At 48.7% G+C, this 19,930-nt stretch carries 15 protein-coding genes; 8 read left to right on the top strand and 7 right to left on the bottom strand.

Annotated features, from left to right (window positions below):
• Nucleotides 1–501 precede the first annotated feature (501 nt).
• Nucleotides 502–915 carry a DUF6265 family protein gene (locus tag ACO0LN_RS02290; protein WP_422970760.1) on the top strand — a complete coding sequence of 138 codons (414 nt, stop codon included), beginning with the start codon at nt 502–504 and terminating at the stop codon, nt 913–915.
• A 117-nt stretch (nt 916–1,032) separates the two neighbouring features.
• Here ACO0LN_RS02290 and thrC read toward each other — a convergent pair whose 3' ends face one another.
• From thrC to ACO0LN_RS02270, 4 genes are all read right to left on the bottom strand, one after another.
• Nucleotides 1,033–2,493, bottom strand: a complete 1,461-nt coding sequence (gene thrC, locus ACO0LN_RS02285) for a threonine synthase (RefSeq protein WP_422970759.1) — start codon at nt 2,491–2,493, stop codon at nt 1,033–1,035.
• Between the two features lie 119 nt (nt 2,494–2,612).
• Nucleotides 2,613–3,728: a formate dehydrogenase accessory sulfurtransferase FdhD gene (fdhD, locus tag ACO0LN_RS02280; protein WP_422970758.1), complete on the bottom strand. Its 1,116-nt coding sequence runs from the start codon at nt 3,726–3,728 to the stop codon at nt 2,613–2,615.
• An 11-nt stretch (nt 3,729–3,739) separates the two neighbouring features.
• Nucleotides 3,740–6,046, bottom strand: coding sequence for an FdhF/YdeP family oxidoreductase (locus ACO0LN_RS02275; protein ID WP_422970757.1), 2,307 nt, complete (start codon nt 6,044–6,046; stop codon nt 3,740–3,742).
• A 132-nt stretch (nt 6,047–6,178) separates the two neighbouring features.
• On the bottom strand, nt 6,179–6,751 hold the full coding sequence (locus ACO0LN_RS02270) for a helix-turn-helix domain-containing protein (protein ID WP_422970756.1): 573 nt from the start codon (nt 6,749–6,751) through the stop codon (nt 6,179–6,181).
• A 216-nt stretch (nt 6,752–6,967) separates the two neighbouring features.
• On the opposite strand from ACO0LN_RS02270, the gene kbl reads away from it, so the two are divergent.
• Genes kbl through ACO0LN_RS02255 form a run of 3 tightly spaced genes read left to right on the top strand, consistent with a single transcriptional unit; the run spans nt 6,968 to nt 10,591 of the window.
• Nucleotides 6,968–8,173: a glycine C-acetyltransferase gene (kbl, locus tag ACO0LN_RS02265; RefSeq protein ID WP_422970755.1), complete on the top strand. Its 1,206-nt coding sequence runs from the start codon at nt 6,968–6,970 to the stop codon at nt 8,171–8,173.
• 8 nt (nt 8,174–8,181) lie between these two features.
• Nucleotides 8,182–9,171 carry an NAD-dependent epimerase/dehydratase family protein gene (locus ACO0LN_RS02260; protein WP_422970754.1) on the top strand — a complete coding sequence of 330 codons (990 nt, stop codon included), beginning with the start codon at nt 8,182–8,184 and terminating at the stop codon, nt 9,169–9,171.
• A gap of 37 nt (nt 9,172–9,208) precedes the next feature.
• Nucleotides 9,209–10,591 (top strand): L-serine ammonia-lyase, encoded by a 1,383-nt coding sequence (locus tag ACO0LN_RS02255; protein WP_422970753.1) that lies wholly within the window; start codon nt 9,209–9,211, stop codon nt 10,589–10,591.
• 35 nt (nt 10,592–10,626) lie between these two features.
• Here ACO0LN_RS02255 and ACO0LN_RS02250 read toward each other — a convergent pair whose 3' ends face one another.
• Together ACO0LN_RS02250 and ACO0LN_RS02245 are read right to left on the bottom strand one after the other, a co-directional pair.
• Entirely contained in the window at nt 10,627–13,116 is a 2,490-nt protein-coding gene (locus tag ACO0LN_RS02250) for a TonB-dependent receptor domain-containing protein (RefSeq protein WP_422970752.1), read from the bottom strand.
• 148 nt (nt 13,117–13,264) lie between these two features.
• Nucleotides 13,265–15,334 carry a hypothetical protein gene (locus ACO0LN_RS02245; RefSeq protein WP_422970751.1) on the bottom strand — a complete coding sequence of 690 codons (2,070 nt, stop codon included), beginning with the start codon at nt 15,332–15,334 and terminating at the stop codon, nt 13,265–13,267.
• 225 nt (nt 15,335–15,559) lie between these two features.
• Between ACO0LN_RS02245 and ACO0LN_RS02240 the strand changes: the two genes are divergently transcribed.
• Nucleotides 15,560–15,874: a hypothetical protein gene (locus ACO0LN_RS02240; protein WP_422970750.1), complete on the top strand. Its 315-nt coding sequence runs from the start codon at nt 15,560–15,562 to the stop codon at nt 15,872–15,874.
• 156 nt (nt 15,875–16,030) lie between these two features.
• Complete coding sequence (locus tag ACO0LN_RS02235) at nt 16,031–16,369, top strand: hypothetical protein (RefSeq protein WP_422970749.1); 339 nt, start codon at nt 16,031–16,033, stop codon at nt 16,367–16,369.
• Nucleotides 16,370–16,424: 55 nt separating this feature from the next.
• On the opposite strand, the gene ACO0LN_RS02230 is transcribed toward ACO0LN_RS02235, so the two are convergent.
• On the bottom strand, nt 16,425–16,871 hold the full coding sequence (locus ACO0LN_RS02230; RefSeq protein ID WP_422970748.1) for an Lrp/AsnC family transcriptional regulator: 447 nt from the start codon (nt 16,869–16,871) through the stop codon (nt 16,425–16,427).
• 172 nt (nt 16,872–17,043) lie between these two features.
• On the opposite strand from ACO0LN_RS02230, the gene ACO0LN_RS02225 reads away from it, so the two are divergent.
• Nucleotides 17,044–18,135 (top strand): saccharopine dehydrogenase C-terminal domain-containing protein, encoded by a 1,092-nt coding sequence (locus tag ACO0LN_RS02225; RefSeq protein WP_422970747.1) that lies wholly within the window; start codon nt 17,044–17,046, stop codon nt 18,133–18,135.
• A 150-nt stretch (nt 18,136–18,285) separates the two neighbouring features.
• Nucleotides 18,286–19,797 carry an aldehyde dehydrogenase family protein gene (locus tag ACO0LN_RS02220; RefSeq protein ID WP_422970746.1) on the top strand — a complete coding sequence of 504 codons (1,512 nt, stop codon included), beginning with the start codon at nt 18,286–18,288 and terminating at the stop codon, nt 19,795–19,797.
• The last annotated feature ends 133 nt before the right edge of the window (nt 19,798–19,930 follow it).

Here is a 19,930-nt window from a genome sequence, read left to right as displayed (position 1 = left end):
AAAGAAATGGACCATGCCTATACAACACTGGCGACAGGCATTGAATCGCTTTGATATAGAATTTGGGGAGCGCATCAACGCTCACCAATAGTTCCGGGAGAACTTACACAGATTTTTTTACAGGCTCCTAAATTTCTTTAGAGCTGGACTTTTTTAGCGAGTGCAGATTAGCATGTGAGTCTGTTTTTCAATGTGACGCAAGTCACATTAATTAAAAATGTGAAAAATATTTACAGGACAGTTGTACGGATTCACCGAATTATTCACTCTTCAACAACTACCCTATCATTTCCTTTTTTGATTCCCTTTTGGCACATAAATTGTTTGCCATTTAAGTAATTGCTGATAATTTATGATTTTAATTTAATGATTAAAAGGTCAACCCTCCACCTATCACAAAATTGAACATTCCTTCACCAGAAAAGATACTTGCCTTGGAGACTAGCATGTGCTTTAAATTTGCATTATTTGCCAGCATACTGATAATGACCAATAAGCAGTTTGGCGGCTAATACCATACAAGATCTGCAATGGCTGCAAGGCTGTTGGCAGGCAGCAGGTGCAGAAGCAGGCTCGGAAGAATACTGGCTGGCACCGGCAGGTGGCTCCATCCTGGGCATGGGCCGTACAGTGCGCAAATCAAAAACCGTCGCATGGGAATTCATGCGCATACAAGAAAATGCAGATAGCCTGGTTTTTACTGCCCTCCCCTCAGGTAAACCAGAGGCAAGTTTTCAATTGCTGTCGCTGGATAAGCAAAGAGTGGTTTTTGAAAATCCCGGGCCTGAATTTCCACAGCGCGTCATCTATCAATTGAATGCTGATGGCAGCTTGCTCGGACTTATAGAAGGCAAGATGAAAGATCAGGAAAAAGGAATCGATTTCCCCATGCAAAAGATTAGCTGCAATAAGTAATGTCGAATTGCTTATCCAGCGCTTAACAAACACCCAATAAAAAAACCGCATCACGCGGTTTTTTTATTGGGTGTTTGTTGGATGTTTTTTATGGATACCGCGACCAGAACAATTTCATTACAGACCAGTATTTTTTGCAATATAAGCTTTCATCGCATTCACATCAACAGTCATGACTTCAAATCGTTGCGGCAGTGCTTCTATATTATCAAAACCAGCCGGGCGCTCAGCATCACGACCCAATGCCTCTTTGATTGTTTCATTGAACTTGGCCGGTAAGGCTGTTTCCAGTACGACCATAGGCACACCCTCTTGCAAATGCTCAAATGCGACTTTAATGCCATCCGCAGTATGCGTATCAATGGTGATGTTAAAGTCTTTCTCTACCTGGCGTATGGTTTGCAAGCGGTCTGCATGCACAGATTTACCTGACACAAAACCAAACTTGGCAATCTTGTTGAATTCATCACCATCGCTGCCTGGTTTGCCAGACAAATCAAAGCCACCTTCGGTTTCAACTTTCTTGAACAGAGCCGCAACACGGGTAGCGTCTCTATCCAGTAAATCATAGATAAAGCGCTCAAAATTCGAGGCCTTGGAGATATCCATGGATGGGCTGGTGGTATGCCAGGTTTCTGCTGATTTGCGCACGCGATAAATGCCTGTGCGGAAAAATTCATCCAGCACATCGTTTTCATTGGTCGCTACGACCAGCTTATCGATAGGCAAACCCATCATGCGGGCAATATGACCTGCGCAGATATTACCGAAATTACCAGACGGTACAGTGAATGAAACCTTTTGTTCATTGCTGGTGGTCGCACTCAGGTAACCGCGGAAGTAATACACTACCTGAGCTACCACACGTGCCCAGTTAATCGAATTGACTGTACCTATTTTTTGGCGATTTTTGAATTCCAGATCATTTGACACTGCCTTGACCATGTCCTGGCAATCATCAAACACGCCTTCAACAGCAATATTGAAAATATTCGGGTCTTGCAGACTGAACATCTGGGCAGTCTGAAAGGCACTCATTTTCTTGTGTGGAGAAAGCATGAAAACACGTATGCCCTTCTTGCCGCGCATCGCATATTCAGCAGCGCTGCCAGTATCACCAGAAGTGGCACCAAAGATATTCAGCTCTGCATCATTCTTGGCCAGGGTATATTCAAACAAGTTGCCCAGCAATTGCATGGCCATGTCCTTGAATGCCAGTGTTGGGCCATTCGACAAGGCTTGCAATACCAGCTTGCGGCCATCCTTGTCTTGCAATACACGCAAAGGAGTAATTTGCGCGGCGGATTCATCACTACGGGCATTTTTATAGACATCTGACGTATAAGTTTTTTCTGTCAGTGCCCTTAAATCAGCCTCGGGAATATCTGTGGCAAATTTTTTCAAAACTTCAAACGCCAGCCCGGCGTAAGACAGCTTGCGCCATGCATCTAGCTCTACATCTGTTACCTGAGGGTAAGTTGTAGGCAGATAGAGGCCACCATCGGGAGCCAGGCCACCTAAGAGAATTTCCGAGAAATTTTGTGCTGCGGTATGCCCGCGTGTTGAAGCGTATTGCATATGTCGACAGGATGAGGAAAAATTGATTGGAAGGATAGAACGAATATTCTTCCTATTATAACTTTCTTACAGGCTTAAAACCTCTGTAAATTTGGTGAAAATCCAATTTCATCCCTGCTTCATTCGGCCAGCAGTCTTTCTGGATGCGTGTAAACCACGTAACCATGTTGCCGTAAAAAGCCAATCAGGCAAATCCCTGCTTGCTCAGCAAGATCAATAGCAAGCGCAGTTGGTGCTGATAATGCGGCTAAAATGGCAATATTGGAGCGTGCTGCTTTTTGTACCAGCTCATAACTAAGCCGGCTACTAAGGAGTATGAAACCGTCAACTTGCAACTTGGTTTTTACTTTTGCAATTGCCAAAGCGCCAAGCAATTTATCCAGGGCATTATGCCGGCCTACGTCTTCACGCAACACCAGAATTTCCCCCTGCATATTTACCCAGGCAGCGGCATGTACAGCTCCAGTTTGTAAATTAATAGCTTGCAAAGAACTCAAGCTCTCCAGCGCCTTTAGCAAACTGGCTTTGGATAATTGTTGAACAGCTTCGGCCTTGATGGCCGGCAGATGCATTTGCAAAGCCTGCAGACTATCTTTGCCACATAAACCGCAACCAGTATTTCCAGCAAGATGACGACGGCGCTCTTTTAATGCAGCAAACCTCGCTGCCGATATCTGCATTTGCACCTCTATGCCCTGCACTTCTGGATTTGACTGGCATTCCATGTCATAGATTTCGCTGGCTTCATCAACTATGGCTTCAGAGAGGCTGAAACCTAGCGCAAAGTCTTCCAGATCAAGGGGGGTTGCCAGCATGACTGCATGTGAGATACCGTTATAGACCAAAGCAACCGGCATTTCTTGCGCAATCTGGTCAATCAACTCCTCAGCAACCTGGTTTGAAAAAGCATGTCTTTGTACTTTGCGGCTTACGATGCCTGTCTGCATCTCAGGCCCAACATCAGACTGGCCCATCGTCGCTTCGCAAACCCGCCGCCCTTCTTCAGTCAGGCTCAGCAAACTACGGTCACCATCCTGTTGCAGATGAACCCATCCAGCCCCCGTGTACTGGCCGATAGATTCCTCACCCAGATACGCTATGCAACGCAACAAAGTACTTTGCCGTACCCCCAGCTTTTTACACAGACGTGGCAATGACAAAGCTTCTGTATACTGGGCCAGTTCTGCCATCAAGGCATGACTGAGTTGATCTTGCGAGTAATGAAGCGATTCCATTGAGACTAGCACTAAACCAAAGCTTGATGCGGGTAGATGATCACGGGGATCGATTTGGATGTGGGGGTACGTGCATGATCAGCAAAACTTGATAAAGCTACCAGACCATTAGTTTCCGGGAAGTAGGCTGCCAGGCAACCCTGAGGAATATTGTAGGCCACCAGCATGAAACGTTTTGCCTGACGCTTTACACCGTCGTCACACAGGCTTTCCATATCTACCCAGTCACCTGCCTGCATGCCCAGAGCATTGATATCTTCCAGACCTATGAACAGCACGCGACGTTCACCGAATACGCCACGGTAACGGTCATTCATGCCATAGATAGTCGTATTATATTGATCATGCGAACGCATGGTAGCCAGATTAAAAACAGGCGATTGCCTGTTCCTGCGCGCCTGATGTATAGGCAAATCAACAGGCACAGCATGGGTATTGAAATTAGCTTTATTAGTTGCTGTTAACCATAGTCTTTCAGCGGCGGTATTACGCAGATGGAAGCCGCCCGGCACTTTGACACGCGCATTGAAATCAGCAAAATCATCAAACACGGCCGCGATTTTGTCACGTATGCGGCTATAGTCAGCCAGTAGCCAGGCCCACGGTGTTTTGCTACGATCTTTCAAGGTCGCCTGCGCCAGACGCGCAACAATGGCCACTTCAGACAGCAAATCTGCAGAAGCTGGCGGATTGATGCCAGACGACATATGCACCATGCTCATGGAATCTTCCACAGTCACTGCCTGCGGGCCAGTCTCTTGAATATCTATTTCCGTACGACCAAGGCAAGGCAGGATGATCGCTTCATGACCGCAAATCAAATGGCTACGGTTGAGCTTGGTAGTCACATGCACGGTCAAAGCGCAATTTTTCAGGGCTTTGTGGGTGACTTCTGTATCTGGCGTTGCTGTGGCAAAATTCCCGCCCATGCCAAAAAAAACTTTACCGCCTTCCTTCAACATCGCCTCAATAGCACCCACAGTGTCATGACCATGCTTTTGCGGTGGCGTAAAATCAAATACCTGCCCCAAGCGCTCAAGGAATGCCTGCTTCGGTTTTTCTACGATGCCCATGGTGCGGTCACCCTGGACATTGCTATGTCCGCGCACAGGACAAGGGCCCGCACCAGGACGACCGATATTGCCACGCAAGAGCAGTAGATTAACGATCATCTGTATGGTTGCCACAGAATGCTTGTGTTGGGTGATGCCCATGCCCCAACAAGCGATAACCTTACCAGCGCCCATGTAAGTATCTGCTGCGCGTTGTATTTGCGCCCGGTCAAGGCCAGATTCTCTGACAATGACATCCCATGATTCTCCCAGCGCCTCGGCAGCAAATTGTTCAAAATTGGCGGTATGTTCAGAGATAAACTCTACATCGATAATTCTGTGCCGCCCTTGGGCTTGCGCCAGTTGATCTGCTTCCAGCACACATTTGATCATGCCTTTGACGGTTGCCAGGTCCCCGCCAATTTTCAACTGAAAATAATCAGATGAAATAGTCGAAGACTGGTCTGTCAGCATATCCAGCGCATTTTGCGGGTTCTGGAACTTTTCCAGACCGCGCTCACGCAAGGGATTGAAAGAGACAATGGCAGCGCCACGCTTGGCGGCAGAACGCAACTCCCCCAACATACGCGGGTGATTGGTGCCAGGGTTTTGACCAAAAATCAAAATCGCATCGGCAATCTGAAAGTCAGACAACAATACTGTCCCCTTGCCTACACCTATAGCTTCACGCATGGCAAAGCCAGAAGGCTCATGACACATGTTTGAACAATCAGGGAAATTATTGGTGCCAAATTCACGTACAAATAGCTGGTACAGGAAAGCAGCCTCATTACTGGTACGGCCTGAGGTATAGAAAATCGCATCGTCAGGTGTTGGCAAGGCATTCAGACGAGCCGCAATCAACTCAAAAGCCTGATCCCAGCTAATGATTTTATATTTGTCACTGGCGCGGTCATATTGCATGGGCTGGGTCAAACGCCCCTGCGCTTCCAACCAGTGATCAGACTTCTCTGCCAATTCACTCACTGTCAAACTGGCAATCAATTCTGGTGTGGCGCGGCGTGCTGTCGATTCAGCCGCCACTGCCTTGGCGCCATTTTCACAAAATTCAAAAGTCGATGTGTGATCGGCGTCTGGCCAGGCGCAACCTGGGCAATCAAAACCATCAGGCTGATTGGCGGACAACAGGGTCAATGCCCCTTTGCCAGGTATGCCTTGCTCTATGATTTGCTGGGCAACACTTTTCAATGCACCCCAGCCACCTGCTGGTCTGTCATAGACTTTAATTGTTTCGTTCTTACTCATACTACTTAATCTCCACGCAATTGGGCTTGATGCAACCACTATTATTGCAGTCAGATAGTAAATATTGCGTGGTGAACAAGTTTCCAATTTCAAATGTTACCAGAATCCGGGACGCAACATCGCTTTTGATCGTTACCGATGAATAACTACCAGCAAAGCCTTGGCCTCGGTTTTACCCAAGTTGCGTATAGCATGATTCTTGTCGGCGTTATAACGTGCAGTTGCGCCTAGCTTCAACTTTTTGCATACACCATCGACTTCAACCTCAACACTGCCATGCAGTAAAGTCAGATGCTCGGATGCTCCAGGGTCATGGGAATTCGACACCAGTGCGCCGCCAGGTGCCAGCGTCAGCTCATACCATTCATATTTACCCGCCAGTTCCATAGGACCAAGTATGCGCAAGATATAACCTGCATGCTCGCCCGGCAAGGTAGGTGTTTCATGCGATTCCAGTACCCGTATCGTGTCCGGTTTGGGTGATTCTGATGACAATAGCTCAGCGATACTGACGCCCAAGGCGTTTGCCAATCGCCATGCAACGGCTATAGTGGGATTAGCCTTTTCTCTTTCTATTTGGGACAGCATGGACTTTGACACGCCAGCGGTACGCGACAAATCTTCCAGCGTCAGGCCACGTTCCAGGCGCATTTTTTGCAAAGTCGCGCCCACTTCTGGCGGTGTATTGGGTAAAACTTTTTTCATAGAGACTCTTGCATCAGTAAAAAAGCTGGCTTAATATTCGATATATCGAATTTCAGTTCCATATATTGAATTATTTAATCATTTTAGAAATTTCCAACAATAGTGTAGCAGTGCGATTGATATGCAAGCATGAATTTGCCACTGATTAAGCAATAATTATCTGAAAACAATCAATCCGCACAGCAACACAACAGTAAACAATAATTAGGGGACGTCATGAGCCAGAACACTTCCAGGACAAACTTCATCAGCAATTTGGCTGGCAATCTGGACAATTTACGCGAACAAGGTCTGTACAAGCCAGAACGTGTGATCGCCTCGCGCCAGGGTTCTGAAGTCACTTGCGATGATGGCCGCAAGCTCATCAATCTGTGCGCCAACAATTACCTGGGTTTGTCTGGTGACGAATCCATGGTGCAGGCATCCATCGCGGCGACTGAGCAATATGGGTACGGTCTATCCTCTGTACGCTTTATTTGTGGTACACAAACTGTACACAAGCAACTGGAAAAAGCATTGTCGAGCTTTCTCGGCACAGAAGATTGCATCCTGTACGCGGCCGCATTTGATGCCAATGGCGGTGTATTTGAGCCCTTGCTTGATGAAAATGACGCCATCATCTCTGATGCGCTGAATCATGCCTCCATCATTGATGGCATACGCCTGTGCAAGGCTGCACGTTTCCGTTATACCCATAACGACATGGCCGACCTGGAAAAACAATTGATTGCCGCTGCCGACAAACGTCACCGCATCATCGTGACTGACGGCGTGTTTTCCATGGACGGTACGATCGCCCAACTCGACAAGATTTGTGATCTGGCTGACAAATATGATGCGCTGGTCATGATAGATGAATGCCATGCATCCGGTTTTATGGGCGCAACTGGTCGCGGTACCCATGAACATCACAATGTACTGGGTCGCATTGATATCATTACAGGTACGTTGGGTAAAGCGCTGGGCGGTGCCATGGGTGGCTTCACAGCGGCACGCAAGGAAGTGATAGATACCTTGCGCCAAAAATCCCGGCCTTACCTGTTCTCGAATACGCTTGCACCATCCATAGCGGGTGCCTCGCTATCTGTTTTGGAACGCCTGTCCAGCTCCACCGAACTGCGTGACCGTCTGCATGCGAATACAGCGCATTTCCGCGGTGAAATTGAGGCTTTGGGCTTTACCATCAAGCCTGGCACCCATCCTGTCGTGCCCGTCATGCTGTTTGATGCGCCAGTTGCGCAAAAATTTGCTGCACGCCTGTATGAACTTGGTGTACTGGTAACCGGCTTCTTTTACCCAGTGGTGCCTATGGGTCAGGCCCGCGTGCGTGTGCAATTGTCTGCCGCACATACGACTGAACAATTAAATACTGCCCTGGCTGCATTTGCTCAGGCTGGCCGCGAATTAAACATCATTAAGTAAGGACAAACATGGAACGTATATTAGTGATCGGTGCCAACGGCCAGATCGGCAGCGAGTTGGTAGAAGCACTGGCAAACCAGCATGGTGCCGATAATGTCATCGCCGCCGACATCAGGCCAGGGAGCCTGTATGGCGCAAAAATTTACGAAGTCATTGACGTATTGAATACCGAAAGACTGGCGCAAGTCGTGGCTCAATACGACATTACCCAGGTCTACCAACTGGCAGCCATGCTGTCAGCCACTGGTGAGCAAGCACCATTGAAGGCCTGGACCTTGAACATGGATGGCCTGCTCAACATCCTTGAACTGGCGCGTACCCGCAATGAAGCTGGCAAACCCCTGAAAGTATTCTGGCCCTCATCGATTGCTGCATTCGGCCCGAACACGCCACCAGTCAATACACCGCAATACACAGTGATGGACCCAAGCACCATCTATGGCATCAGCAAGCTGGCAGGCGAACGACTGTGCGAATATTACTTCCAGAAATATGGGGTTGATGTCCGCAGCATACGCTACCCAGGCATCATCAGCTACAAGTCTCCTCCAGGCGGCGGCACTACGGACTATGCGATTGCAATCTTCCATTCAGCGCTGCGTGGCGAAACCTACGAATGCTTCCTGGAGTCAGAAACCAGTTTGCCCATGATCTACATGCCAGATGCCATACGCGCCACCATTTCATTGATGGATGCGCCAGCGGCCAAACTTTCTATACGTTCTTCTTACAATGTTGCCGGTTTAAGCTTTAATCCACGGGAATTAGCGTTTGCAATCAAACAAAATTTGCCTGCATTTGACATACACTACGCGCCTGACAGCCGTCAGGCAATCGCCGCATCCTGGCCACAGAGCCTGGATGACACAGTGGCGCGAGCAGACTGGGGCTGGCAAGCACAAGTAGGCCTGCAACAACTGGTGGAAGACATGCTAAAGAATATTCGTGTCGATCAAAAGGAGTTGAAGGGTTTGAAGGAGTTGAACCAGGCCGCTTAAATAATTATCAGAGACAAGTAAAAAAAGAGGTGAATTGATGGACATGCGTGTATTCGAATTATTTAAAATAGGCGTGGGTCCGTCCAGTTCCCATACGGTAGGCCCCATGTTGGCTGCCCGACGTTTTTTACTTGAATCTGCCGATCTCTACAAAGCCGTCAAAATACAGGTAGCTTTATACGGCTCTCTCGCCCTAACCGGTCATGGTCATGCGACTGATAAAGCAGCCTTGCTGGGTTTGATGGGCGAAACCCCGCAGGACGTGGTACCTGAAAGCGTAGATGAAAAACTCGCCAACCTGGCGACGTCAGGAAAATTGAATTTATTGGGTGAATATCCAGTCAAATTCGATGTCGCTACCGACATCCTGTGGTTCAAGCAGGAAGTCTTGCCCGGCCATCCAAATGGCATGAAGTTCATATTGAACCGCAATGACGGCAGCAGTTTTGAAAAAGTTTATTACTCTACTGGTGGTGGCTTCATCTATTCGGCTGACGAGCTGGCAAATACGAATAAAAGTGAGAGCGCCGACAAGAAACCTCTTCCCTATCCTTTTGCGACCATGGCAGAACTGCTGGCCCATGGCAAGCGCACCGGTTTATCCATCACAGATATGTTGCGTGCCAATGAAAACGTGTATTGCACCGATGAAGAACTTGACGCTGGATTAGATAAAATTTGGGCAGTCATGAAGGGGTGCATTTCCCGTGGACTGCAAATGTCTGGTGAATTACCCGGTGGATTGCATGTTAAACGCCGTGCCGCCAAACTGTGGCGTGCTGCCAATGAAACTGCCGACGTATTACCACATGATGGCTTGCACCGTGTCAGCCTGTATGCCATGGCAGTCAATGAAGAAAATGCCGCTGGTGGCCGTGTTGTCACAGCACCTACCAATGGCGCAGCTGGCATTATCCCGGCGGTGCTGCGCTATTACGCAGAAGACTGCAAACCCAGCCATCCGGAGCAAGGTATTCGCAATTTCATGCTGGCCGCTTCTGCCATAGGCATGCTATGCAAAACCAATGCTTCTATTTCGGGTGCTGAAATTGGTTGTCAGGGCGAAGTCGGCGTAGCATGCGCCATGGCTGCTGCTGGCCTGACCGCTGCATTAGGCGGCACCAATGAGCAAATCGAATCAGCCGCTGAAATTGGCATAGAACATCACCTGGGCATGACTTGCGACCCTATTGGTGGTCTGGTGCAAATCCCCTGCATAGAACGCAATGGCATGGGGGCAGTCAAAGCGATTACTGCCGCTTCGCTGTCATTGCGTAGTGATGGTACACACCATGTCAGCCTGGATGACGTGATAGAAACCATGCGCGCAACAGGCTTTGACATGCAAGCTAAATACAAGGAAACCTCATTAGGCGGCCTAGCAGTGCATGTAGTTACCGTCAACTACGCAGCCTGCTGATATCTCAAAGTTAAATGAAGCACTGCAATAGTGCTTCATTCCTTGGCCTTGGCTCCAAAACTGTAACGCACTCCCAGCCATATCATGCGTGGCGCACTGGGAGTGTAGAAAGTCGTCCCCTTGGTATCAGAATTACTGTAACCGCCATTGGCGGTGATGGCATTAGGGCCAAGCTGTCCAGCCGTGTAATAACGCTGATCAAACAGATTGCTGACATTGACAGAGAATTTCCATTGCGGGTTTGCTCTATAGCTCGCCGACAGGCTGACGACCGCATAACCCGGCATATTACCCGACCCAAAATTTGTCAGGCCATCAGGTGCATGGGCATTGTTTTCATTGCCCCGTACAAAAATTTTGCCAATAGCCAGCACTTCAATTCCCGCAGAAGTTTGCGCATTGAATTCATAATTTGCATGCGCTTTAAAAATTTGTTGGGGAATCAGCGGTATCAAGTCACCAGGCTTAACGCTGATATTGGCATTGGCATTTGCCAGGCTGTTATTCTGCGAACCCAGGATATCTGCACTCTGGTAGCTTGCTTTCAACCAGGTATAGTTCAATCCATAGCTAAAATTATCCTGACTGCTTGCAATACCTGCCTCAAAGCCCTGCCGCCTGGTTTGTCCAAAGTTCTTGAAATAACCAGTTGCAGCAGAATTGGCCACGAACAGGATGTCATCTTCGTTGGTTCCCCTGAAAACACCTGCGTTCCATACCATCTTGCCAGGCAACTTACCACGCAGACCAGCTTCCCAGGTTTTGGAAATCACCTGCTTTAATGCCGGGTCACCCGCCATGGAATTTGGCAAGCGGCAGCCAAAGTCAGGATCAGCACAGCCCAGCTCAATGGAAGTTGGTGCCCTGCTGCTCTCGCTGTAAGCTGCATAGATATTCAAGGCGGGATTTGCTACATAGCTGACACCAACAGCCGGATTAAAACGCCTGAAGACATGATCCCCATCCAGCGAACCACGCTGCGCACCTTTGGTAGTGGCGTTATTATAGGGATAGAGTCTGTCAGTATTTTTGAGGCTGGTGTTATTGTAACGGGCTGACATCGTCAAATGCCAGGCATCGGCCAACGTCAGAGTATCGCTGCCAAACAGACTCCAGGTTCTTGTTTGCCCATCCAGATTGACACGCTGGTCAAAAGCATTTTCAGAATTCTGTGTACCATCTGCATAAGCATTGACGGCAGTGATGCTACGATCAGGGTTCAGGTAGCCAAACTGGCTGGTCTGATTAAAGCTGGTGCGACTGGCATCATAAGCAGCACCGAAGACCATCTGGTTACTATATCCAGGCGCTCTGCTTAGTGAACTCAATTGCGCACTGAGGCCATAGTTTTGCTGGCGGGTGCTGGTATTGGTAATAATGCCCGTGCATTTTTCGTTGGGCTCAGTATTCGTACCAGCCTGGGCAATACAGCGCAAACTAGGAAAGGAGAAAGCAGAACTAGCCCGGCTGTTGCTGCTTTCAATCATCGGGTTATAGCCATGCGCCAGCAACCAGTTCTTGTCCGCCGTTTGTCCGGTGTAATACAGGGATTCACCCAGGGCTTCTTCATTCAGGTCACCATTCGTGGTGGCAGTATGGGTATTGCGGTAGTAAGCATTTCCGAATAACTGGAAAGTATCACCAAGATTAGTTCTGGCCTCAAGGTTGACAAAACTGGCCCGGTTTTTTGTCACATCTGGCAGCGTGAACACACTGGAATAGCGATTGTCCAGCAACTGCTGCTCCTGCGATCCATTACCAGTCATCTCACTGCTGGCCCATGCATACCCAAGCCTGAGTTCACTTTTGCTGTCATGCCAGCCCAATTTGCCAAAGAATTGCCTGAGCCTGGATGGGGAGGCATCCCGCCAGCCATCTTCCTGATAATTATTGGCGGTAAAGTACCAGTCCAGGCCATGCTGATTTGTCCCACCATGCTCAATGTTGACATTGCGACGTGCGTATGAGCCTACCCCTAATTCCAGCGAGGTGCCGGCATCATGCCTGCCATCTTTGGTTTCCAGCGATAAAGCACCGCCAAGTGTATTGAGGCCGAATAAAGGGTTTGATCCCGACATCAGCGTCACGGAAGAAATGGCGGATTTTGGAATCAAATCCCACATCACTACATCACCAAATGGCTGATTCAGGCGCACACCATCCAGATAAACAGATAATCCTTGCGGCGTACCCAACAATGGCGATGCGGTGTAACCACGGTAGTTCACATCATTCATGAATGGATTGCCCTGCACATCATTGACATGCACGCTACCAAGATAGCGATTGAAAAAGTCAGAAAGATTCAGCGCCCCGCTCCTCTCCATGTCTTTACTATTGGCAGTCTGTACAGCAGCCGGGATTTGCTCCTTGTTCAAACCTGTGCCAGGCAAGACGGTGATGCCTATGATTTCTACCGGAGGACTGATGATGGTTTCAGTAGCAGCACCGGCCTGATCAGCGAGGCTGGAAAGAGACAGAGCAAAAACACAGAACAGGGGTTTGGGGAAAGGCAAATAATCCATAGCTCCACACATTTGCTATTTTCGTAATTTAATTATATATAATACAATAAATATAAAATAGACAAAAAATATCACCCCAAGTGTGGCCTCAGGGTGACATTTGAGAAATATGGACAAACCATAAGTAGCAATTGATGCCAACTCTACATCAGGGCTGCAAGGAAAAGCCCTTTTGCCCTGCCTGCCAAAGCAGGAATGCCCAGTTATCTGCCTGCTCGGCCAAAGCGTCCGCCTTCCAGGCATTCGCGAAATCAGTACGAAATAAAACAGGCCTGGACTTGTTCACAGTTGCAGCCTGCAAGCGTGCGACGAATTTGCTGCTCATCCAAATCGGTGTATCAGCAACACCAAAACGTGCAGAGATCAGGGCGGCGGGATAAGGCTGCCCATCACGCAAGCCCAGATAGGCGTTGCTACTTGCAAGCCGGGCCTTGTCTGCCGTAGTGAGTTTTTTAGATTTACCAGTGCCTGTTGACTCAGACTGCAAAGCTGCACTTTGTACCGCAGCAAATAGCTCCGGACGCTGGCTAATGGCTTGCGCCAGCCAGCGTTTACCAGGGTGAGTCTCTTGTGTGACCAGCTTGGCTGAACTGGTATAAGCCTCGCTCACAAGATAGTCAGCAGCAGCGAGAAATTCATCAAGTCCATCATTAGCGCTTCTTTGTTTGACATTCTCATTTGCAGGAATATAGACGATCGCCATCACAGCGTCTTGCTCCAGCCAGGCCAGGCGCAATGCGTCGAATTTCGCCAGCTTCGATAAACCTGTACCAGTTTCCATCGTCAGCAATAAAGGATGTTTGCCATCAAGTTCCATGCCTTGAGGATATAAGAGCGTCAGTGCAATTTGCTTATTACTCCCCGGCTTGGTGATACTCAGGTTTTTACTGGCAATGCGGTGAAAGCCAACTTGCGGCGAACGGAAAACTTCTACATTTCTGATTTGCCCGCCTGCCAGAGCGCGATAAGACAAGGGTGCGGCATTCGCCGTCTCCAATATAAACAAAGCACCATCGGTGTCTATATCTGCATTCAATTCGCTGATAAGACCAGAATAAGGTAAAGTCAGCTCTTCTTTTTTGCTGCCATCCAGCTCAGTTTTGATGAGCTTGCTATAACCAGCTTCTGCCACGTGTATATACAGCGCATTTTTTGCCACTGCCATATTCAACAACTCATCGCTCGTCGCTGGTACCATTTCCTTCGCAGCACTCAACTGTGGCGTTTTTAAATCCAGCTTCAGGATTGCTCCTGTGTTTTTCTTTTTTGTTGAGAGCAGATAAAGCTGCTCACCTGCCAGCCAGGCATTTTTGATTTTGTCTGTGGGTGAAGCCAATCTTTGCCAGGCAGTTGCCGCGCCCTTTAGCTGATCTTGTTTGATAAGGTACAAACTGCGATCCTGACTCTGTCCGTGTTGTACCTCGGCCAACAGGTAGGGAGAATTTTGACTACTTTTAATTACTACCGCATCAGTGGCGGCAAATCGCCGGCTCTTGCTGACACCGGGGCCTATGAGCGGCAAATCTGTTTCCAGCTTGCTTCCCAGCACATGTTGCCAGACTGCGCCACGGTCCGCACCAATTTTGACAGGTGTCTTGCGATAATAAATCGCAGTCGAGTCACGCTTCCAGGCTACCTCCTTGCTATCCGGGGCGATTGCATCCAGATTGTCCTTCAGGTTGCTAGCGTCGCTGGTTTTGATAATGCGCAGGCTATGCCGCTGGCGCCCGGCGTTAACGATATCAACAGCCACAAGACTGCCATCGAGAGATGGGGTAAAAAAGCCCAGGCTCTGTCCTGGTTCGGTTAGTAATAACAGGCGCTCAGCATTGGTAGCCGCATTACGCATGAATAGCTGCTGTCGGTTATCAGCCGTTGTGCGTGCAAAAAACTGCATGCCACGTACCTCAATCAGCCTGCCTGCGCCAAACTCCGTCGCTTGCAAGACTTTAAGGCGCTTCAGCAATGCATCACGCCCACTGATGCGGGCCAGCACGGTATTACTAAAGTCCGTCTGCTTTTTCATCCAGGAGCGGACTTGCGTGTCACTTAATGACTCCAGAAAGCGATAAGGATCAGTCAGTGCTGAGGTTTGCTCTGTCACCGCCTGCTTGGGTAATGCGGGGTAATCACCCCAGGCCTGCAACTGGGCATGCGCCAGCGCAGGCACAATGCCAAGTACTGCCAATAGTTGTTTTATGTTCTGTTTTGCTGGCATGCTGGTTCCAAGTCCTGGTTTCCTGACAGGGCTACAGTATCTCTCACACCTGCGGAAAATTGCAAAAACCACCTGATTTTTTTAATGCAGTCTTCACTGCTCATGTTTCAATTCTTGAATTTCATCCCTTACTTTCTGCATTTCATCGCAAACGCATGGCAGACAGGGGGCAGTTTGCTTAAAGTGATCACATCGCAAGAACAAATGAAAACCAGGGAGAAAAAAATGAACATCATTAAGAAAAGCAATTTAACACTCTTAACCATTTGCGTATTTGCTGCTACCATAGTGCCAGTGGCCACATATATTAATAAACTTGCTGTAAAAACAAGTATCCCCACAGTCACAATAACAGCGCAAAGACTGACAGAAGAACAAAAGATAGCTTTTGATATCGAACAGACTGGCAATACGATGCAAACCGTTTTCATTGCGGCTAAACGCCTCAGCGCAGCAGAAAAATTCGCTTTTGACCAGCTCGACAGACAAACTCAACAGGCAAAAGTGCGCGTACACAAGAAACCGCAATTGCTTGTTTAAGCCCTGCTATCCAAAAGATGCACTTTTGCAAAAATGAACATAAAGTCACTCACCGCATTTAGCACATTTACCATGTTGCCTGCTTTGTAATGACGAGTGTTATTTGTTTTGATATTTGTTTTGATATATGCAGCACTTATTAATTTGCAGGCAATCATGTTAAAAAAATCCATCTTCCTGTGTTTGCTGTCTTCCACTTTGCTGGCTGGCATTGCCTTTTCGCAAGATTTTATGTTTGCGCCTTCCATTCCTACACAACATGACGAGCAAGACAAGACGACAGAGATAATGCAGGAAGCGCCGGCACAGACACCGGCAGCACCGGCACCTTTGCAACTAGACCGTAGCGGAGTCGATCGCGCATCAGTACACTTGCAAATACTGCAGCAATCGAACCAGCGTTTTTCTGACAATGCGCAAACAGCTCCTGCGCCCGCCAAGAAAACGGCTTCAGATGATAAAAAATCTCAAGCCAAGTCAGCCAGCAGTACTTAATACTTCCTGTACAACCCGGGTTTCGTCATGATATCCCGGGCTCTACCGCCCATCCCTACAGCGCACCACGATCTATCCTCTTGCTCAGTATGATTGAGGTTGACGTCTGTCTGACGCCATCCAGCGCACCTATCTGATCAAGCAATTTATCCAGCGTTTCGGTATTACTGCACCGCAAGGTCAACATATAGTCAATGGCACCACTGACTGCGCATAGCGTCTCAGTCTCTGGTAATTGCTGCAGATATTTGATCAGGCCCGCAGCATATCGAGCCTCCACTGACAAGCCCACATACGCACGAACAGCAGGCTGCACCATTTTTTGATTCAACTTCAAACCATAACCGGCGATGACACCACGCTTCTCCAGTGCTGCTATACGGGCGATCACGGTCGTCCGCGCTATGCCTACCAATTTGGCGATGCTGGTCACCGGCAAGCGGGCATTGTCCATCAACAGGGCCAGAATTTTGTCATCTATCTCATCAAGATCAGGTTTCATATCGTCATTATGTCCAATTATTTAGACATATTATCTCGCAAATACACAATATGACGATAACTTTGCTGCTATTAACTGACAAAACTAAGCCCTAGACTTCCATATCAATCTTACATTTTCTTTTTCGTAAGAAACGACGACAAACCACAACAATCAGATAACGGAGACTATAATGGCAACTAAATTAATTCTTTTGGGCGCAGGCAAAATCGGCGATGCGATCCTCAATTTGCTGTCCCATACCGGCGATTACCATATCACCGTTGCAGACCGCGACCCGGAACGTTTGAAATATGTAGAACAAGCAGGTTTTCCCAATACCCGCATTGTCCAGGCTGACCTGGGTGATAAAGCGGCAGTCACCGAGTTGATACGCGGCCATAAAGTCACCATGTCTGCCTGCCCTTACTTTTTGACGCCCATCATTGCTGGCGCCGCGCGTGAAGCCAATTCCCATTATTTTGATTTGACTGAAGACGTGGAAAGCACACGCATCGTCAAACAACTGGCTGAAGGTGCAGATTGTGCTTTCGTCCCACAATGTGGTCTGGCACCAGGCTTTATTTCCATCGTAGCCAATGATGTTGCCAAGCGTTTTGAAACTTTGCGTGACGTCAGCATGCGCGTCGGCGCCCTACCCACCTTTCCTAACAATGCATTGAAATACAACCTGACCTGGAGCACAGACGGTCTGATCAATGAGTATTGCAACCCATGCGAAGCGATTGTAGATGGTGAATTGCGTGAAACTGCCGCCCTGGAAGAAATCGAGCATTTCTCCCTCGATGGCATAGATTACGAAGCTTTCAATACTTCCGGCGGCCTGGGTACTTTGTGCGAAAGTCTGGAGGGTAAAGTGCAAAACCTGAACTACAAAACCGTGCGCTACCCTGGTCACCGCGATATCGTCAAAGTCTTGATACGCGACCTGCAACTGGGCAAACTGGAACGTCGCCCTATCCTGAAAGAAGTCCTGGAAACAGCGATACCCATGACCAAACAGGACGTAGTACTGGTATTTGTCAGTGTCGTTGGTATGCGTGATGGTCGCCTGGAGCAAGAATCCTACGCCAAGAAAATCTATGCGCAACAAGTCAATGGTCAACTATTGTCCGCCATACAATTGACAACAGCGTCCGGCATTTGCGCCATGGTTGATCTGGTTGTAACAGGTAAATTGCCTCAGCATGGCCTGGTGCGTCAAGAACAAGCTGTTCTGGCTGATTTCCTGGCAAACCGCTTTGGTCAGTACTATGCCGCATAACTAGCTGATATTACTGAACTGGGCGCAAGATAGCTGCCAGAGCTACAATATAGCGCTGGCATTTAGCCCACCCAATCAACGAATCAACTAACGAAGGCAGACTTTTCAAAAGAAAGTCTGCCTTTATAAAAACGTACAGAGGCAAACAAGATGGAAAACACCACTTTGCAGGCAATCCTGAAAGAGCTTGATATCAATTTGAGCGATTATCAGGGTAGCGACATACACAGCATTTCCCCTATAGATGGCAAAAACCTGGCCAGCCTGCGTGCTGATACCGCAGCAGAAGTCAAGCAGCGCGTAGATCGCGCTCATGCCGCATTTTTACAATGGCGTAACGTGCCTGCACCGCGCCGCGGTGAACTGGTACGCCTGTTTGGTGAAGAGCTGCGTACGCACAAACTGGCGCTGGGTCAACTAGTGACGCTGGAAGCAGGCAAAATCCTGCAAGAAGGCCTGGGCGAAGTACAGGAGATGATCGATATCTGTGATTTCGCAGTTGGTCTGTCACGCCAGTTGTATGGCCTGACTATCGCCTCTGAGCGTCCTGGCCATCGCATGATGGAACAATGGCATCCGATCGGCGTGGTTGGCGTGATCTCGGCTTTCAATTTCCCGGTCGCCGTCTGGGCCTGGAATGCAGCGCTTGCTTTTGTCTGCGGCAACAGCGTGACCTGGAAACCATCTGAAAAAACCCCATTGACAGCTATCGCTACTCATGGCCTGTTCATGAAGGCAGTTGCCCGCTTTGGCAGTGATGCCCCCGCTGGCCTGGCAGAATTGATCATAGGTAGACGCGATACAGGCGCACAAATGGTAGAAGACAAGCGCATCGCCCTGGTCAGCGCCACTGGCAGCACCCGCATGGGCCGTCAGGTTGCTGAAGTCTGCGCCAAGCGTTTGACCCGCACCCTCCTTGAGCTCGGCGGCAATAACGCCATGATAGTTGCTCCTAGCGCAGATCTGGAAATGGCCGTTCGTGCCATCACTTTCTCTGCAGTTGGGACTGCTGGACAGCGCTGCACCACCCTGCGCCGCCTGTTTGTGCATGACAGTATTTATGACACACTGGTACCACGCCTGAAGAAAATCTATGCAGGCCTGCCGGTCGGCAATCCTCTGGAAAAGACGACTCTGGTTGGCCCCTTGATTGATGCAGGTTCTTTTGATGCCATGCAAAGCGCTTTGGCGATTGCCAAATCCGAACAAGGTCAGGTATTTGGCGGTGAACGCAAAGTTGTTGCTGGCAATGAAAATGGTTTTTACGTCAGCCCGGCCCTGGTAGAAATGCCAGCCCAAACGGCATCTATGCATCATGAAACCTTTGCGCCTATCATGTACATAGTGCGTTATAGCGATTTGCAGCAAGCGATCAGTTTGAATAATGAAGTGCCGCAAGGTTTGTCGTCTTCGATCTTCACGACAGATATGCGCGAAGCTGAAACCTTCGTCTCTGCTGCTGGCAGCGACTGCGGTATTGCCAATGTCAATATCGGCCCATCCGGTGCAGAAATCGGCGGTGCATTTGGTGGCGAAAAAGAAACTGGCGGCGGTCGGGAATCTGGTTCTGATGCATGGAAAGCCTATATGCGTCGTACCACGAACACCTTCAACTACAGCAATTCATTGCCATTAGCTCAAGGTATCAGCTTTGACATTTGATACAGATCAAATTAATTAGTGCCAATCAGCTTTAAGAAGACCGCCTTTTGGCGGTCTTTGACTTTATAGGAACAGAAATTAGTTTTAAAATTTCATCTTCAGCACCCCAAGCAGCCAGAAGAACAAAAAGACT

The sequence above is a fragment of the Undibacterium sp. TC9W genome, assembly GCF_049339865.1.
In the GTDB taxonomy this organism is placed as follows: domain Bacteria; phylum Pseudomonadota; class Gammaproteobacteria; order Burkholderiales; family Burkholderiaceae_D; genus Undibacterium.
Note: the sequence above shows the minus strand (reverse complement) of the source record. Positions and strands in the feature narration are given on the sequence as shown.

Bases quoted from the DNA above. Each gene is read 5' to 3' on its own strand.
- thrC (WP_422970759.1), bottom strand. From the start codon at position 2,493: ATGCAATACGCTTCAACACGCGGGCATACCGCAGCACAAAATTTCTCG.
- fdhD (WP_422970758.1), bottom strand. From the start codon at position 3,728: ATGGAATCGCTTCATTACTCGCAAGATCAACTCAGTCATGCCTTGATG.
- ACO0LN_RS02275 (WP_422970757.1), bottom strand. From the start codon at position 6,046: ATGAGTAAGAACGAAACAATTAAAGTCTATGACAGACCAGCAGGTGGC.
- ACO0LN_RS02270 (WP_422970756.1), bottom strand. From the start codon at position 6,751: ATGAAAAAAGTTTTACCCAATACACCGCCAGAAGTGGGCGCGACTTTG.
- kbl (WP_422970755.1), top strand. From the start codon at position 6,968: ATGAGCCAGAACACTTCCAGGACAAACTTCATCAGCAATTTGGCTGGC.
- ACO0LN_RS02260 (WP_422970754.1), top strand. From the start codon at position 8,182: ATGGAACGTATATTAGTGATCGGTGCCAACGGCCAGATCGGCAGCGAG.
- ACO0LN_RS02255 (WP_422970753.1), top strand. From the start codon at position 9,209: ATGGACATGCGTGTATTCGAATTATTTAAAATAGGCGTGGGTCCGTCC.
- ACO0LN_RS02250 (WP_422970752.1), bottom strand. From the start codon at position 13,116: ATGGATTATTTGCCTTTCCCCAAACCCCTGTTCTGTGTTTTTGCTCTG.
- ACO0LN_RS02245 (WP_422970751.1), bottom strand. From the start codon at position 15,334: ATGCCAGCAAAACAGAACATAAAACAACTATTGGCAGTACTTGGCATT.
- ACO0LN_RS02240 (WP_422970750.1), top strand. From the start codon at position 15,560: ATGAACATCATTAAGAAAAGCAATTTAACACTCTTAACCATTTGCGTA.
- ACO0LN_RS02235 (WP_422970749.1), top strand. From the start codon at position 16,031: ATGTTAAAAAAATCCATCTTCCTGTGTTTGCTGTCTTCCACTTTGCTG.
- ACO0LN_RS02230 (WP_422970748.1), bottom strand. From the start codon at position 16,871: ATGAAACCTGATCTTGATGAGATAGATGACAAAATTCTGGCCCTGTTG.
- ACO0LN_RS02225 (WP_422970747.1), top strand. From the start codon at position 17,044: ATGGCAACTAAATTAATTCTTTTGGGCGCAGGCAAAATCGGCGATGCG.
- ACO0LN_RS02220 (WP_422970746.1), top strand. From the start codon at position 18,286: ATGGAAAACACCACTTTGCAGGCAATCCTGAAAGAGCTTGATATCAAT.